Annotated in this window: 13 protein-coding genes; 11 read left to right on the top strand and 2 right to left on the bottom strand. The window is 67.4% G+C overall.

The window, feature by feature from the left end; genetic code table 11:
• Positions 1-12: 12 nt before the first annotated feature.
• A complete protein-coding gene (locus tag GU927_RS07495; RefSeq protein WP_161761729.1) occupies positions 13-1,143 on the bottom strand; it encodes an ABC transporter ATP-binding protein in 1,131 nt (376 codons plus the stop codon).
• Between the two features lie 132 nt (positions 1,144-1,275).
• On the opposite strand from GU927_RS07495, the gene GU927_RS07500 reads away from it, so the two are divergent.
• The gene (locus GU927_RS07500) at positions 1,276-2,064 is read left to right on the top strand and encodes a helix-turn-helix transcriptional regulator (protein WP_161761730.1); all 789 of its coding nucleotides are present in this window, start codon (positions 1,276-1,278) and stop codon (positions 2,062-2,064) included.
• 90 nt (positions 2,065-2,154) lie between these two features.
• Positions 2,155-3,477 (top strand): acetamidase/formamidase family protein, encoded by a 1,323-nt coding sequence (locus GU927_RS07505; protein ID WP_161761731.1) that lies wholly within the window; start codon positions 2,155-2,157, stop codon positions 3,475-3,477.
• A 49-nt stretch (positions 3,478-3,526) separates the two neighbouring features.
• Here the strand turns inward: GU927_RS07505 and GU927_RS07510 are convergent, their stop codons facing one another.
• Positions 3,527-3,739, bottom strand: a complete 213-nt coding sequence (locus GU927_RS07510) for a hypothetical protein (protein WP_161761732.1) — start codon at positions 3,737-3,739, stop codon at positions 3,527-3,529.
• 178 nt (positions 3,740-3,917) lie between these two features.
• Here GU927_RS07510 and GU927_RS07515 point away from each other — a divergent pair, with 178 nt between their 5' ends.
• The 9 genes from GU927_RS07515 (at position 3,918) to GU927_RS07555 (ending at position 13,879) form a co-directional block, all read left to right on the top strand.
• Complete coding sequence (locus tag GU927_RS07515) at positions 3,918-5,780, top strand: sensor histidine kinase (protein WP_161761733.1); 1,863 nt, start codon at positions 3,918-3,920, stop codon at positions 5,778-5,780.
• The gene (locus GU927_RS07520) at positions 5,774-6,442 is read left to right on the top strand and encodes a response regulator transcription factor (RefSeq protein ID WP_161761734.1); all 669 of its coding nucleotides are present in this window, start codon (positions 5,774-5,776) and stop codon (positions 6,440-6,442) included. The genes GU927_RS07515 and GU927_RS07520 overlap by 7 nt, the downstream gene beginning before the upstream one ends.
• A 191-nt stretch (positions 6,443-6,633) precedes the next feature.
• Positions 6,634-7,524 (top strand): choline/ethanolamine kinase family protein, encoded by an 891-nt coding sequence (locus GU927_RS07525; RefSeq protein WP_217765556.1) that lies wholly within the window; start codon positions 6,634-6,636, stop codon positions 7,522-7,524.
• Positions 7,521-9,956, top strand: a complete 2,436-nt coding sequence (locus GU927_RS07530; protein ID WP_161761736.1) for a GcvT family protein — start codon at positions 7,521-7,523, stop codon at positions 9,954-9,956. Before GU927_RS07525 ends, GU927_RS07530 begins: the two co-directional genes overlap by 4 nt.
• 96 nt (positions 9,957-10,052) lie before the next feature.
• Positions 10,053-10,967: a LysR family transcriptional regulator gene (locus GU927_RS07535; RefSeq protein WP_161761737.1), complete on the top strand. Its 915-nt coding sequence runs from the start codon at positions 10,053-10,055 to the stop codon at positions 10,965-10,967.
• A gap of 55 nt (positions 10,968-11,022) precedes the next feature.
• The gene (locus GU927_RS07540; protein WP_232489148.1) at positions 11,023-11,499 is read left to right on the top strand and encodes a DoxX family protein; all 477 of its coding nucleotides are present in this window, start codon (positions 11,023-11,025) and stop codon (positions 11,497-11,499) included.
• Between the two features lie 21 nt (positions 11,500-11,520).
• Positions 11,521-12,330, top strand: a complete 810-nt coding sequence (locus GU927_RS07545) for a VOC family protein (RefSeq protein WP_161761739.1) — start codon at positions 11,521-11,523, stop codon at positions 12,328-12,330.
• Positions 12,330-13,274, top strand: coding sequence for a glutathione S-transferase family protein (locus GU927_RS07550; protein ID WP_161761740.1), 945 nt, complete (start codon positions 12,330-12,332; stop codon positions 13,272-13,274). Before GU927_RS07545 ends, GU927_RS07550 begins: the two co-directional genes overlap by 1 nt.
• Complete coding sequence (locus tag GU927_RS07555; protein ID WP_161761741.1) at positions 13,271-13,879, top strand: alpha/beta hydrolase; 609 nt, start codon at positions 13,271-13,273, stop codon at positions 13,877-13,879. Before GU927_RS07550 ends, GU927_RS07555 begins: the two co-directional genes overlap by 4 nt.
• The last annotated feature ends 17 nt before the right edge of the window (positions 13,880-13,896 follow it).

The following is a 13,896-nucleotide window of genomic DNA, read 5'->3' on the forward strand; positions in this document are numbered from 1 at the left end:
TTGTTGGATATGTCAGTCTCGTCCAAGGATCAGGCCGCAGCCATGATCCCACAGCACGTGGACGCGCGCGCCCACGTCGGCACCCTGCAGGCTTCTTTCTGCCTGTCTGGGAACATTCACCTGAACCTGTCCCAGCACCTCGTGGCGCAAGAGACATTCGATATGCTCGCCAAGGAACGTCTTGTGCAGCACCTCGGCCACCATGGCATCGGCCCCGTCCGCAGCCCCCGACGACAGGCGCAGCGCCTCGGGGCGCACGGCAACCTCGACCGCCATGCCAACCGTCACGGCAAAGGGCGCGGCCACCGTGACGGACAGACCGCCGCCCAGAGCCACCCGCGCCAGCCCGTCACCGGCCAAAGCCTCGACCCGCCCCTCATGGATATTGGCCTGCCCCACGAACCCCGCGACATAGCGGTTGGCGGGCCGGTCATACAGATCGCGCGGCGTACCGGTCTGCACGATCCGCCCCTGCCCCATGATGACGATGCGGTCCGACATCGACAGCGCCTCCTGCTGGTCATGGGTGACCAGAACGAAGGTGATCCCCAGCGACCGCTGCAGCGACAGCAACTCCATCTGCATCTCGCCGCGCAGCTTGGCATCCAGCGCCGCCATCGGCTCGTCCAGCAACAGCATCTTCGGCTCGTTCACGATGGCCCGCGCCAGCGCGACGCGCTGCTGCTGGCCGCCCGACATCTGCCAGATGCGCCGCGGCCCGAAACCCGACAGCCGCACCGTCTCCAGCGCACGCTCCACCCGACGCGCGATCTCGGCCCGCTCCATCCGCGGGCGACGCTGGCGCAGGCCATAGCCCACATTCTCGGCCACGGTCATATGCGGAAACAGCGCATATTGCTGGAACACCATGTTCACGGGCCGCGCATGGGCAGGCGCCCCGCCCATGTCCTGCCCGTCGATCAGGATGCGCCCCTCGCTGGGCGCCTCCAGCCCTGCCAGCATCCGCAGCGCCGTCGTCTTGCCGCATCCCGAAGGGCCCAGAAAAGACAGGAACTCGCCCCGCCGGATCCGAAGATCCAGCCTGTCCGCCGCCAGCACCTCGCCGAACCGCTTGGTGGTTCCGACGAATTCGGCGATCACCGGCCGCCCGTCGCTCTGCTGGCCTTCCTCCGGAACGGTCATCTCCTGCCGCTTTCCCGTTGATCCGGCGCGTCGCGCCTATCCGTTTTTCCGGTGACAAGCGTATGAACGGCGTCAAAGCCTGTATATATCCCAAAAGGCATAGTCGGGACCGGAAAGGGCGGACCAAGGCAGATGGACTGGCACGAGGCATCCGCGCGCGTGATCGACGCGCTGCACGGGGCGGACTTCGCCCCCGCACTGGTCAGCGCACTCCGCACCGTCGCACCCTTCGAACACAGCGTCACCTTCGCCTATCGCGGCGACCAGCGCCCGCTCGCGCTGCATGACGAATTTCCCGAATGGAAACGCAAGGTGATGGTGGCAGACTATCAGGCCGGACCCTACCTGCTCGATCCGTTCTATCTGAACGCCACCACCGGCCCGCTGCCCCGCCTCGTCCGCCTGCGCGATCTTGCTCCCGACCGCTTCTATCAGGGCGAATATTTCCGGAACTACTACATCCGCACCGAACTGGCCGAAGAGATCGGTTTCATGGTCGATGCCGGTCAGGGCGTCAGCGTCGTCCTCTCCGCAATGCGAAGCAGCCGCGCCTTCTCGGCCCGCGAATTCCGCGACCTTGCCGCGGTGCTGCCCTTCGTGGCGGCCGCGATCCGGCACAACTGGTCCGATCTGGCCCGCCGCTTCGGTGACGGCCCGTCGGGCGGCAACGCGCCTGCCCTCACCTCGCTGATCGACCGCGCCTTCCGCAGCGTCGGGCGCAACCTCCTCACCGCGCGCGAGACCGAGGTGGTGGAATACACCCTCAGGGGTCACTCGGCCGAGGCTACAGGTCAGGCGCTGGGCATCTCGCCCGGCACGGTCCGGATCCACAAGCGCAACATCTACACCAAACTCGGCATCGGTTCGCAGGGCGAACTCTTCTCGCGCTTCATCGCCACCCTGTCCTCGCTCCGCGACTGATCCGCAGGCCGCGCCTTGTCGCGCTGCGTCTTGTGCCTACCTCTGGCGCAGGGCCGACAGGCCCGCCACAGAACAAACGGGAGGATCGCAATGGCAGACGGCAATCAGGACCTGTCCGCGGCACGGCGCAGCGTCGTCGTCTCGGAATTCACCAACAGCGTGCTCGATCCGGCCGCACCCATGCTGGGACCGGTCGAAAACGGCGGCACCATCATCGCCAATACCGCGCCGGGATGTTGGGGCCCCATGATCACCCCCAGCCTGCGCGGCGGGCACGAGGTGACGCGCCCCGTCCATGTCAAAGGGGCCGAACCGGGGGATGCCGTGGCAATCCGCATCCGCGACATCACCGTAACCTCCATCGCCACCGCCTCGGGCCATGACAGCTCGCCCGAAGGCTTCTGCCTTGGCGATCCCTATGTCGCCGCCCGCTGCCCTGTTTGCGATACCGTCTGGCCGGAAACCCATGTCGAAGGCATCGGTCAGGACTCGGTCCGCTGCAACGCCTGCGGCAATGCCGTCAAACCGTTCGAGATTGTGCACGGCTATACCGTCACCTTCGACGAAACCCGCGCCGTGGGCCTGACCCTGCCGCAACCCGCCGTCGACACGATCGCAAGGAATGCCGAACATTACGCCGCCCTGCCCGATGGCAGCCGCCAGCATTCCATCCTCGTCTTCGCGCCCTCCGACATGCCGGGCACCATCGTGCGGATGCGGCCCTTCCTCGGCCAGCTTGGCACCTGCCCGTCCATGGCCATGCCCGACAGCCACAACGCGGGCGACTTCGGCGCCTTCCTCGTCGGCGCGCCGCATGACTATGGCATCACCGCCGAACAACTCGCCCAGCACAAGACCGACGGCCACATGGACATCGACGCCGTGCGGGCAGGGGCCATCCTCGTCGCGCCGGTCAAGGTTCCGGGGGCGGGCGTCTATCTCGGCGACATGCACGCAGGACAGGGCGACGGCGAAATCGCGGGCCACACCATGGATGTGGCCGGCAGCGTGACCCTGCAGGTCGAGGTGGTCAAGAACTACCCGATCGACGGGCCGGTCCTCTTCCCGCTCGAGGAGGACCTCCCCCCGATGGCGCGTCCCTTCTCGGCTGCCGAACGCGCCAAGGCCGAACGCCTCGCCCGTCAATGGGGCGTCACCCAGATCGAACCGGTCGCGCCGGTTTCTGTGATCGGCACCGCCGCCAACCTGAACGCCGCCATCGAGAACGGGCTGGCGCGGGCGGCAAAGCTCTTGGGCATGACCGTCGCAGAGGTGCGAAACCGCGCCACCGTCAACGGCGCGATCGAGATCGGCCGCGCCCCCGGCGTGATCCAGGTCACCTTCCTCGCCCCGCTCGCACGGCTCGATGCGGTGGGGCTGGGCGGTTACGCACGCGAACAATACGGTCTGTGACCCGACCGCCGCCCGGTCCGTCCGGGCGGCACAATCACCCCGGGATGGTTCAAACCGCCGCGATCTCGGCCATCACCTGCTCGGCCCGCGCCAGCGCGGATGCGGCAACTGCGCTCACCGGATCGGCCTGGCGAAGAGCGTCGCACAACGACGGCAGCAAAAGCGCAAGCCGCGCCAGATCATCCTCGTCCTCGACGATGCATTCGTCATGCAGCTGCGCCGCCAGCCCGATGAAGTAATCGGCGACATCTTCACCAGTCATGAGCAACCCTCCCTCGACCTCGCTTCTGCTGCGTATATTGTAAGCTTTTGTAAGTAAATTGGGTCTACCCTAGGTATGTAATTTTCAACCATAGGTAAATTTTAACCCATACACACCCATCCGAAAGTCAACGTGTGTCGACTGGACACTCATGGCACAAACGGCCATGGCGCGCCGCATGTTAGCAACAGGTCCCTTCCCCGCGATGTCCCGCCGCCCTTGTGACGGCGGCTGCGCACTGGTCGCATTCCTGCTCTTCTGCCTCGTGACCCTCATCGGCCTTTCCGCACCGGCGCGGGCCGACGATCTTGTCATCGGCGCGGCTCTCTATACCGACCCCTCCGCCAGCCTCGACTTTGACGCGGTCCGGCAGCGCGATTTCGAACCCGTCCCCCTGCCGACCAGCCAAGGCTATTCCTCGGCGGCCTTCTGGCTGAAGGTCGACATCGCCCCGGCCCCTGATGGATCGCCCGTCCGCCTGCGGGTCTTTCCGCCGGTCCTCGACCAGATCACCCTTTTCACCCCCGCGCCTGACAAGTCGGGGGACTGGGTCACGGTCGACATGCACGCCCGCCCCGCCTATGGGCTGAGCGGCTATGTCCTGCCTGCCATGGACACGCCCCTGACCATCTACCTGCGTATCCGCTCGGTCGGCTCGGTCTCGCCACATGTATGGGCGCTACCGATCAACGATTCGGTCGAGTCCAACCTCCGCCTCAATCTTCTCCAGACATTCTACCTGACGCTCATGCTGGCGCTGCTGGTCTGGTCCGCCCTCATGGCGCGGTCGACCGGCGAGCCGCTCTTCCGCAACTTCGCCTTGCTGCAAACCGTCTGGTCGGCGCAGAACCTGCTGGGCTTCGGCTATGGCCCGGTCCTTCTGCCGGGACTGGCGGCCGGAACATCGGGCACGACCTACCGTCTGCTCGTCATCATCGTGGTCGTCGTTTCCATCGCCTTTCACCGGCAGGTCATTGGCCGCCTCGCGCCGCCACCGCTGACCATGCGCCTGTTCGACGTGCTGCAGGCCCTCTCCCTCGTGGCGCTGACCCTCTTTGCCGCGGGGTTCATTGCCATGGCACTCACCGTGAATGCGCTGTGCATCCTTGGCCTGCCCTTCGTCGTTCTGGCGAATATCTTTCTTGGCAAACAGGACGCCTCGCCCGGACGCACCACCCTGCGGGTGGTCTATGTCGCGCTGGCATTCTCGATCTTCCTGTGGGTCTTCTCCTTTCTCGGCTTCGCAAAAAGCCGCCTGCCCAGCCAGTTCAACACGATGCTCCACGGCACCGTCACCGGCATCCTGATGTTCCTTATCCTCCATCGCCATGGACAAACCCTCGTCACCGCGCTGCGCGACGCAGAAACCGCCCTGCTCTCGGCCGAGGCCCGCCGCGCCGCCGAACGGGAACACAGCCGTTTCCTTCTGGGTTTCATCGACATGCTCGGCCACGAAACCCGCAACGCGATGGCGGTGATCCGCATGTCGCTCGGCGGCAAGGCGCTTCCCGACCACAAACGCCTCAGGGTCGAAGAGACGATCGACGGGTTGAACGGGATCATCGACCGCAGCATCGACGTGGCCCGACTGGAAATCGGGGACAAGAAGGTCGTCGCCGCGCCCCTGTCGCTGGCTGACCTGCTGGCCGAGGTGCTGCGCCCCTACGGCACGGCGCGCATCCACCATGACGTGCCGGAGAACGCACAGATCACCACCGATCCCGTATTGCTCAAGGTCGCGCTGGGCAATCTGGTGGACAACGCGGTCAAGTATTCCGCCCCCGACACCGACATCCGCATCCGCTACATCCGGCTGCGCGACGTCCTCACCCTGACGGTCGAGAACGAGGCAGGCCCCGCAGGCCTGCCCGACCCCGACAAGGTGTTCCGCAAATACTACCGCAGCACCCTCGCCCATTCCCGCATCGGCTCTGGTCTGGGCCTCTATCTTGTCCATACGCTGGCGCGCTTGCTCGGCGGATCGGTCCGCTATACGCCCGAGGGGACGACAATCCGCTTCCATCTGACATTGCCATGCTGACCGTCACCATCGTCGAGGACAATCTCCACCTGCGCGAAACGCTCGCCGAAGTGCTTTCGGACGAAGGTTTCGCCGTGACGGCCTATGCCAATGTCGAAGCCCTCGGCACACCCTCGGCCCAGGCGGTCGCGGGGGTCTTCATCCTCGACCTCAACCTGCCGGGCGAGGACGGCATCTCCTTCGCCCGCCGCCTGCGCCGCGATTACGGGGCCGTCGGCATCATCATGCTCACCGCGCGGATCGATCCGGCCGAACGCCAGCACGGGTATGAAAGCGGGGCCGACATCTACCTTCCCAAACCCTACTCCCCGGGCGAGCTGGTGGCCGCCATCCGCGCGCTGGAACGCAGGCTGCCCGCCGCCGCCGACCCCGTCCTCAGGTTCGACCCGCAGCGCATGGTCCTTGCCGGTCCCGCCGCCACCGTTCCCCTCTCCTCCAGCGAGGTGGACCTCCTGCGCGCGTTCCTGTCCGCCCCCGAAGGTCGGCTTTCCTCGGCCGAGATCGAACGGATCAGTGGCAGTGCGGGAACGCGCGGCGCGATCGAGGTGCGCCTCACCCGGCTGCGGCGCAAACTGGCCACGGCAGGCGCGGACGGCAACCCGCTTGGCGCCGTGCGCGGCTGGGGCTACCAGCTTGCCGCCCCGCTCGCCTTGGCCAGCTAGGGCGCTGCCCGCGCACGACTGGTACGCGGGGCAACCACAGCCTCGGCCGGTCCCGCCGCACCCTCCACCCCCCTGCATTCCGGCTGTCGCGGCATCATCCCGCGCCGATCCGGTCGGCCGACGTCGATACAGCCTGCAAAGGCCGTTGACAGTCCCTGCCTTGCCCGCCGAACCTTGGCCCTGCCCGCCCCATGGAAGCGCCCATGATCCCCGACGTCATCCGCGCCCTGCCGTGGCAGGGACAGATCACCGCCGAACCCCTGCTGGGCGGCCTCTCCAACGAAAGCTGGAAGGTCACCGACGATGCGGGAACCCATGTCGTCCGCCTCGGCCGCGACTTCCCCTTCCATCATGTCGACCGCGGGCGCGAGGTGATGGTGGCCCGCGCCGCCCATGCCGCGGGATTCGGCCCCGCCCTGCGCCATGCCGAACCCGGTCTGTCGGTCGTGGAATTCCTGAACGCCCGCACATGGGGCCAGGGCGACCTGCGCGCCAATCCCGACCGCGTGGGCGACCTCCTCCGCCGCTTCCACGCCGAAATGCCCGCCCATGTCTCGGGCGCGGCCTTCCTCTTCTGGCCCTTCCACGTGATCCGCGACTATGCCCGCACCCTGCGCGCGGGCGACAGCCCCTTCCTGCCCGACCTCCCCGCGCTCCTGTCACTCTCGGAGGAACTGGAATCCGCGCAGGTGCCGCTGCCCCTGATCTTCGGCCACCACGACCTCCTGCCCGCCAATGTCCTCGACGATGGCCAGCGCCTCTGGCTGATCGACTACGAATATGCAGGCTTCGGCACCGCGCTTTTCGACCTTGCGGGCGCCGCCTCCAACGCAGGCATGGCCCCCGACGAAACCGAAGCCCTCCTTCGCGCCTATTTCGGCGAAGCGCCCGCCGCACCCCTCCGCCGCGCCTTCGACGCCATGCACTGCACAAGCCTCCTGCGCGAGGCGATGTGGGCCATGGTCTCGGCCCTCCACCTCTCGGCCCCCGGCGCGGATTACACCGCCTATGCCCGCGAAAACCTCGACCGGCTTGCCGCCGCGCTCGACCTCTACCGCTCCCAGCACGGAAAGCAGACATGACCCTTCCCACCCACGCGCAGATCGTCGTCATCGGCGGCGGCATCATCGGCTGCTCCACCGCCTACCATCTGGCGCGCGACCACAAGGCCGACGTGGTGCTGCTGGAACAGGGCAAGATCACCTCGGGCAGCACATGGCATGCCGCAGGGCTGGTGGGCCAACTCCGCGCCTCGGCCTCGATCACCCGCGTCCTCAAATACTCGGTCGACCTCTACAAGGGCCTCGCGGCAGAGACCGGCCTTGATACCGGCTGGAAGATGACCGGCTGCCTGCGCCTTGCCACCAATCCCGACCGCTGGACCGAATACCGCCGCCTCGCCACCACCGCCCGCTCCTTCGGGATGGAAATGCACCTGATCCCGCCGGACGAGGTCAAGCGCATGTGGCCGCTGATGGACACCTCCGACCTCGTGGGCGCAAGCTGGCTGCCGACCGACGGTCAGGCCAGCCCCTCCGACATCACCCAGTCGCTCGCCAAGGGCGCGCGGATGCATGGCGCGCGCCTGCACGAAGGCGTCACCGTCACCGGCTTTGCCATGGACGGCCTCCGCATCACCGCCGTCCATACCGACCAAGGCACGATCCATTGCGAAAAGGTCGTCAACTGCGGCGGCATGTGGGCGCGCGAGATCGGCGCGATGGCAGGCATCAACGTCCCCCTGCAACCCGTGAAACACCAGTACATCGTCACCGAGAAGATCGACGGCCTCTCCCCCGACGCCCCCACCCTGCGCGACCCCGACCGCCGGACCTATTTCAAGGAAGAGGTGGGCGGGCTGGTCATGGGCGGCTATGAACCCAACCCGCAGGGCTGGGTGCAGGGCGATATCCCCAAGAACTGGGAATTCCGCCTCTTCGACGATGATTACGACCATTTCGCCCAACACCTCGAACAGGCCATCGCCCGCGTCCCCGCGCTTGAAAAGACCGGCGTGAAACAGATGATCAACGGCGCCGAAAGCTTCACCCCCGACGGCAACTTCATCCTCGGCCCCGCGCCGGAATGCGCCAACATGTATGTCGGCGCAGGCTTCAACGCCTTCGGCATCGCATCGGGGGGCGGCGCGGGCTGGGTTCTGGCCGAATGGGTCATGCGGGACGAAGCGCCCCTCGACCTCTGGGTCGTGGACATCCGCCGCTTCTCCGGCCTGCACCGCGACCGCGGTTGGGTCTTCGACCGCACGATGGAGGCTTACGGCAAACACTACACCATCGGATTCCCGCACGAGGAATACGAAAGCGGCCGCCCCCGCATCACCTCGCCCATTTACCAACGGCTCAAGGACCACCGCGCCGTCTTCGGCTCCAAACTCGGCTGGGAACGCCCCAACTGGTTCGCGCCTGCCGGAATGGAACCGCGCGACGTCTATTCCATGGGCCGTCAGAACTGGTTCGCCCCCGTCGGACAGGAACACGCCCATGTCCGCGAAAAGGTGGGCATCTTCGACCAGTCCTCCTTCGCCAAATACGAACTGACCGGCCCGAAAGCTGCCGAGGCGCTGGAATGGATCTGCGCCAACCGCGTCGCCCGCGACACGGGCCGCCTGACCTATACCCAACTCCTCAACACCCGCGGCGGGATCGAGGCCGACCTCACCGTCGCCCGCCTGTCGGATGACCGCTTCTACATCGTCACCGGCACCGGCTTCCGCACGCACGACCTCGCATGGATCGCCGACCACCTGCCCGCGCAGGGCTGCACCCTGACCGACGTCACCGAAGACTGGGGCACCCTCTCGCTCATGGGCCCCCTCGCCCGCGACGTGCTGGCGAAAGTCACCACCGCCGACGTGTCCAACACCGCCTTCCCCTTCGGCCACGCGCGCGAAATCACCATCGCCGGCGCCACCGTCCGCGCCCTGCGCGTGACCTATGTGGGCGAGCTTGGCTGGGAACTCCACACCCCCCTCGCCCATACCGGCGCGGTCTTCGACGCCCTTATGGCCGCAGGCGGCACCGCCATCCGCCCCGTCGGCTATCGCGCGCTGGAATCCCTGCGGCTGGAAAAGGGCTACCGCGCATGGTCCTCGGACATCACCCCCAACGACACCCCCTTCGAGGCCGGTCTGGGCTGGGCCGTCAAACTGAAATCTGCCATCCCCTTCATGGGCCGCGACGCCCTGCTGGCCGCACAGGGCAAACCGCTCTCCAAACGCTTCGCGGGCTTCACCCTCTCCGACCCCGACGCCGTCCTTGTCGGGCGCGAAACGATCCTGCGCGACGGCGAACCCGTGGGCTATCTCACCTCGGGCGGCTATGGCTATACCATCGGAAAAAGCATCGGCTTCGGCTATGTCCGCAACGCGGCGGGCGTGACGGACGGTTGGCTGGCAGACGGGCGCTATGCCCTTGTCGTGGCTGGCGAAACCCTGCCCGCGACGCTGGCGGTCGAACCGCTGCATGACCCGGCCGGCCTGCGCATACGCGCCTGACCGCTGCGCCCGCCCCGCACAGGCGGGCGCAATTTCTCCTTCCAATCCGGCAGTAAACGGCGCCTTATCCGCATCACCCCTTCCCTATGGTGCCGAATGGATCGTCTCGACTGCGACCGCCTGTTTCTTGCCGTGATGGAAACCGGCAGCTTTGCCGCCGCCGCCCGCCGCATGGGCCTCTCCTCAGGTCAGGCGTCCAAGCTGATCTCGCGGCTCGAATCCGAACTCGGCGTGCGGCTCCTCAACCGAACCACCCGCGCCCTGTCCCCGACCGAAGTGGGGCAGGCCTATCACGACCGCATCCGCGCCATCATCGACGACCTCGACGCGCTGGACGCACAGGTCAAGGACCGCGCCGCCACCCCGCGCGGGCGGCTCAGGCTCACCGCGCCGCTCACCTTCGGCACTCTCCGCCTTGTCCCCGCGCTCAACGACTTCGCGCGCCTCTATCCGGAAATCGAACTCGACGTCTCCTTCACCGACCGCATGGTCAGCCTCGTAGACGAAGGCTTCGACGCCGCCATCCGCGCGGGCCGCGTCACCGATACCAGCCTGATCGCCCGCAAACTCTGCGACATGCACACCGTCGTCGTGGCCTCCGACGCCTATCTCTTCACCCATGGCGCGCCCGCCCACCCCACCGACCTGCCGCGCCACCGATGCATCATCGACACCAACTTCCGCGACCCGCTCCTGTGGCGCTTCCGCGACGGCGATGCGGCGCTGACCGTGCCCCTCACGGGACGTCTGCGCTATTCCAACGCCGAAGCCTGCCTTCAGGCCGCCGAAACCGGCCTCGGCATCGCCCATGTGCCCGATTTCGTCGCCGCCCCCAGCCTTGCCGCAGGCCGCACCCGCACCCTCCTCGACCGCTACCGCGAGGCGCCGGGCGGCATCTACGCCATGTATCCCCCGGGCCGCCACCTTGCCGCCAAGGTGCGCGTGCTTGTCGACTTCCTCGCCGCCCGCTTCCGCGGCGGGGTGGACTGGGCCGTGCCACAGGGGCAATAACTTCCATTTCAGAAGGAATTAAGTTCCAAACAGCGGAATTATCATCCCTTCGGAATTGGTCCATCTTCCCCTCACCGCCGCCCCCAAGGACGGCCACCACAAAGGGAACCTGACCATGACCGCCATCACCTCCTCCTCTGCCTCGGCCAGCAATGCCGACCTCGCCGCCACGCTGCTCCGCGTCACCTCGGGCGTGTGGTTCCTGCTCCATGCAGGGCTCAAGATCTTCATCTTCACTCCCGCCGGGACCGCAGGCTTCTTCGAATCGATCGGCCTGCCCGCCATCCTCGCCTATGTCGTGATCGCGGCCGAACTCCTGGGCGGCCTCGCCCTCATCGCGGGCTTCAAGACGCGCATCGTCTCGCTCGCGCTCTCCGTCATCCTCATCGGCTCGATCTACACCCCCCACTTCGCCGCGGGCTTCTTCTTCTCGAACCCGAACGGCGGCTGGGAATTCCCCGCCTTCTGGACGCTGACGCTCTGGGCTCTGGCCCTGCTGGGCGACGGCGCCTACGCTGTCGGCAAGCGCTGACACCCTGGCCGGAGAAACGCGATGAGCACCGCATCAGCCCCCATGGAAATCGGCACCGTCACCCTGACCGTGCACGACCTTTCCCGCACCGCCGACTTCTACGCCCGCGCCCTCGGACTGGAGAAACTCCGCTCCGACAAGGCCGAGGCGGTGATGGGCGCGGGCAACCGGGCGCTGGTGCGGCTCATCGCCGACCCCGCCGCGCGCGAACGCTCCCCGCGCGAGGCGGGCCTCTTCCACACCGCGATCCTGATGCCCGACCGCGCCTCGCTGGGCGCATGGGTCCACCATGCCAGCAACACCCGCCTTCCCGTGCAGGGCGCCTCGGACCACAAGGTCAGCGAGGCGATCTATTTCGCCGATCCCGAAGGCAACGGCATCGAAATCTACGTCGACCGCCCGCGCGACCAGTGGACGAAACCCGACGGCACGATCCACATGACCACCGACCCGCTGGATATCGAAGACCTCGCCGCCGCCGCCCGCACCCCGTGGCAAGGCGCGCCCGCAGGCACGACCGTGGGCCACGTCCATCTGCAGGTGGGCGATGTCAAACAGGCCGAAGCCTTCTACAACGGCACCCTCGGTTTCCCCGTCACCGCCCATTACCCCGGCGCGGCCTTCTACGGCGCGGGCGGCTATCACCACCACCTCGCCACCAACATCTGGAACAGCCGCGGCGCAGGCCCCCGCACACCCTCCACCGGCCTCACCGCCGTGGAAATCCTTGCCGACGCTGCCTCCACCGCCGCGATCCGCGCCAAGGCGGGCCGCACCACCGACCTGACGGACCCGTGGGGCACCCGCATCATCGTGACGGAGAAAGCCTGATGCTCGTCAACGGCAAATGGGTCGCCAAATGGGACCCCGTGCAGGCCAAGGATGAAAAGGGCGGCTTCGTCCGCCAGACATCCACCTTCCGCAACTGGGTCACCCCTGACGGCAGCGCCGGCCCCACCGGAACCGGCGGCTTCAAGGCCGAAGCGGGGCGCTACCACCTCTATGTCGCCCTCATCTGCCCATGGGCCTGCCGCACCCTGATGGCCCGCAAGCTCAAGGGGCTGGAGGACGCGATCACCATCTCCATCGTCGAACCGGAACTGACCGATCAGGGCTGGCGCTTCGCCGCCGGTGCCGATCCGGTGAACGGCGCCACCTACATGCACGATCTCTACACCAAGGCCGACCCGCAGGTCAGCGGCCGCGCCACCGTCCCCGTCCTCTGGGACAAGGCGACCGGCACCATCGTCAACAACGAAAGCGCCGAGATCCTCCGCATCCTCAACACAGGCTTCGGCGCGCTGGCGAAAGGCCCCGACCTCTACCCCGCCGACCTCGCCGCCGAAATCGACGCGCTGAACGACGCGATCTACCCCGCGCTCAACAACGGCGTCTACCGCGCCGGCTTCGCCACCACCCAGCTCGCCTATGAGGAAGCCTTCCGCGACGTCTTCGCCACCCTCGACGCGCTGGAAACCCGCCTGTCGGACGGGCGGCAATGGCTGCACGGCGACCGCTTCACCGAAACCGACATCCGCGCCTTCGTCACGCTCGCCCGCTTCGACGCGGCCTATCACGGCCTCTTCAAGTGCAACCTGCGCCGTCTGTCGGACTACCCGCTTCTGACCGCCTACAGCGCCCGCGTCTACCGCCTGCCGGGGATCGCCGAAACCGTCAGCATCGACCACATCAAGCGCGGCTACTACTCGATCAAGGCGCTCAATCCGAACGGGATCGTGCCGCTTGGTCCGAAACTGGACTGGCTGGTTCCATGACGCACCTTGCCATCCTCCTCCACGGCGTCGGCGCGCATGGGTCTTCCATCGCATGGATGGCCGACCACCTCGCCCTGCCGGGCCTTGCCTTCGCCGCCCCCGACGCGCCCTTCGCCTTTGATCAGGCCCCCGGCGGCCCCGCCCGCCAATGGTTCAGCGTGACAGGCGTCACCTCCGACAACCGCGCCGCCCGCGTGACGGCGGCCCGCGCGCCCTTCGACGCCGTCCTGTCCGACACCATCGCGGCGCATGGCCTCTCCGGCCAGCCCGCCCGCGTTGCCCTCATCGGCTTCTCCCAAGGCGCGATCATGGCGCTGGACGCCGTGGCGTCCGGCCGCTGGCCCGTCGGCGCGCTCGTGGCCTTCTCCGGCCGCCTCGCCACGCAGCCGCCCCTCACCCCCTCCCCCGCGCCGATCCTCATCGCCCACGGGCAACAGGACACGGTCATCCCAGCGACCGAGGCGCAATCCGCCCACCAGCGCCTCACCGCCGCAGGCGCCCATCCCGACCTGATCCTCGAAGACCGCGTCGGCCACGCCCCCGGCCCCGAAGGCATGGCCCGCGCGCGCCACCTCCTCGCCGCATGGGTGACGCCTGTCGCCTGAGGCAAACCCCGCGCCCC

This window comes from Paragemmobacter amnigenus (genome assembly GCF_009908265.2).
GTDB lineage: Bacteria > Pseudomonadota > Alphaproteobacteria > Rhodobacterales > Rhodobacteraceae > Paragemmobacter > Paragemmobacter amnigenus.